Here is a 2,205-nt window from a genome sequence, read left to right as displayed (position 1 = left end):
GCCGGCTACGCGGCGGCGGGGGCGCTGGGCTCCATGGCTAGCCAGGGCGCGGCGATGGCGATGGGAATGCAAGACCGCTTCTCCTGGAGTCAGGTGGGCTTGAACGCCATTGGCGCGGGGGTGAGTGCGGGCATCGGCGAAGGACTGCTGGGCCCTTCACTGGCTAAGGCCCCGATCGGCATCCGCGCGGCGGCGGGCAGTGCCCTGACCCAGGGCGTGGGTGTCGCCACCGGTTTGCAGAAAAGCTTCAACTGGACCGCGGTGGTGGCCAGCGGCGCGGCGGCGGGGATCAGCGCCTGGGTGGGAGACGGGCTGGGCTGGAACAGCACGGACCCGGTGGCCAGCGTCGGCTACGGCACGCTGCGGGGATTGGTGTCGGGCGGCATCCAGTCGGGGGCGATTGCGGCGGAATCGTTCGGCAGCGCGCTGGGGGACCAGGTGGCGAGCGGCCTGCAGAAGCGGGATCAGCAGCGGCAAGACAGCCAACAAGCGCTGGCCCAAGTCTGGGAGTGCAATGACAATGTCTTGTCGTTAAGCCCCGCCACCGTCAAGGAGCAAGCACGCTTCAGCGGGCGAGAGAAGATGGACGTGGCGCAGCGGGCCACGGCGGGCAAGGCGGGCGGGGCAGAGGATTTTAATTGGGAGGACACCATCGCGCTTGAGCCTGTTACTGTGACGGCCCCTCGTCCAGGTGCTTGGCAACGCATGTTGAATGCGGTGAACCGTGGCCTGGAGTGGGCGAAGTCCGGGGTTGAATGGATGCTGGGGGTGCAAGAAGTTGGCGTGACCATGGCCACTGGTCTGGTAGCCGCCCCCGCTTCAGGATATGGGATGATGCTTACAGGAGGGAATGTTGAAGCCGGGCGAAACATTGCTGCGGCTCTGACGTATCAACCCCGGCTGGGAACCTCTCAAACGATGCTGGAAGGTTTGAACAATACGGTAGGGGCGGGTTTCCGGTGGATGGAGCAACAAGCCGGAGATGGGGGATACTGGCTAGGGAGTTTGACAGGTAACTCTCAATTGGCGGTGTGGGGTGGTACGGCGGGTGCAACTCTGCCGACTGCAGCTTCGATCCTATTAGGACCGGGTTCTTCTTCGGTGCGTAGCGCGTTTGGCAGTGTAGGACGGTTGGGGAGCAGCAGCGGTGCGCGTGGGGCAGTGGCTGGGTTTGTTCCTGATGATATGCTGGCCTCTCCGTTTGCTATGCGAGAACGGATTCTGGATAACGTTGCCGCGACACGTTCAGGAAATAAATCTAGTAGTTTTACTATTCACTTGACAGTTGAGGAGCTTCTGGGAGAGAGAATGACTCTTGGCTTTACCTCTAATCGCAGAATGCAGCAAAATTTTGCTTTCTCTGATTTCCAAATTAATGGTGATGCAGGGAGAATATACGCTCTTAGTGGAACGCAATCTCCTGTAGGTACTGTTGGCATAACGGGTGAAAGAGTTTTTGCCACAAAGGTGGTTGATTGGGATCGAGCGTTTGATACTGAGGTCAAGCTGCTCGAGACTTTAGCGAGAAGATATAATCCGCAAGGATTGCCAGTTATGCCGAATGTGAGTGGCACGGTTCGTCTAAGCTCAGAGCTGAATGTGTGTTATTCATGCTCGGGGGTTATTAATCAGTTTGATCAAATGTTCCCTGGTGTAAAAATTACAGTGGACTCTGGCCCGTATCCGAATAAGATTAGATTTAAAGGAAAGTAACTATGGCTTTTGTTGAGAGAATTATTGCGGCTGGGTTGAATGAGGGGCGCGATATAGCTGGCCTCTCGGATGTTGAGGTGTTAGAGGTTGAAAGCGCCCAGGGTGTTAAGTTGCCAATGGTTTATCGTGATTTTCTAAAAGAATGTGGTAGGGGGGCTGGGTTGTTCGAGAGGGATGCCGATTTCTTTTATCCCGCAATAAAGAGTTTGAAAGAAGAGCTAAGTGAAATGCTTGCAGAGGAGGGAATAGATTTTTGCATTCCTGAAAATGCATTTGTTTTCTCTGCCTATCAGGGGTATCAGTATTGTTACTTTCTGTGTTCAGATAATCAAGATCCGCCAGTGTATAAGATTGATGATGGAGGTGGGGCTGCTGTCATAATTGCCGATTCTTTTTCTCAACATGTTGAGAAGGCGATTTTGGATTACAAAGGGGTGTTTTTTCATAAATAGCCAGCAAGTAGCGTGGGTAACTGAAGTGTCCTGACAAGAG

At 54.9% G+C, this 2,205-nt stretch carries 2 protein-coding genes; both read left to right on the top strand.

Annotated elements, in window-relative coordinates:
* Positions 1-1,713, top strand: a 1,713-nt coding sequence (locus tag LQT98_RS23220) for a deaminase domain-containing protein (RefSeq protein ID WP_269326136.1), incomplete at its 5' end; no start/stop codon positions are given.
* Positions 1,714-1,715: 2 nt separating this feature from the next.
* Positions 1,716-2,165, top strand: coding sequence for an SMI1/KNR4 family protein (locus LQT98_RS23215; RefSeq protein WP_231465553.1), 450 nt, complete (start codon positions 1,716-1,718; stop codon positions 2,163-2,165).
* Positions 2,166-2,205 lie beyond the last annotated feature (40 nt).

It is taken from the genome of Chromobacterium aquaticum, assembly GCF_021129195.1.
Lineage (GTDB): Bacteria > Pseudomonadota > Gammaproteobacteria > Burkholderiales > Chromobacteriaceae > Chromobacterium > Chromobacterium aquaticum.
The sequence above is the reverse complement of the archived record's forward strand: the minus strand, read 5'-3'. Positions and strand labels throughout refer to the sequence as shown.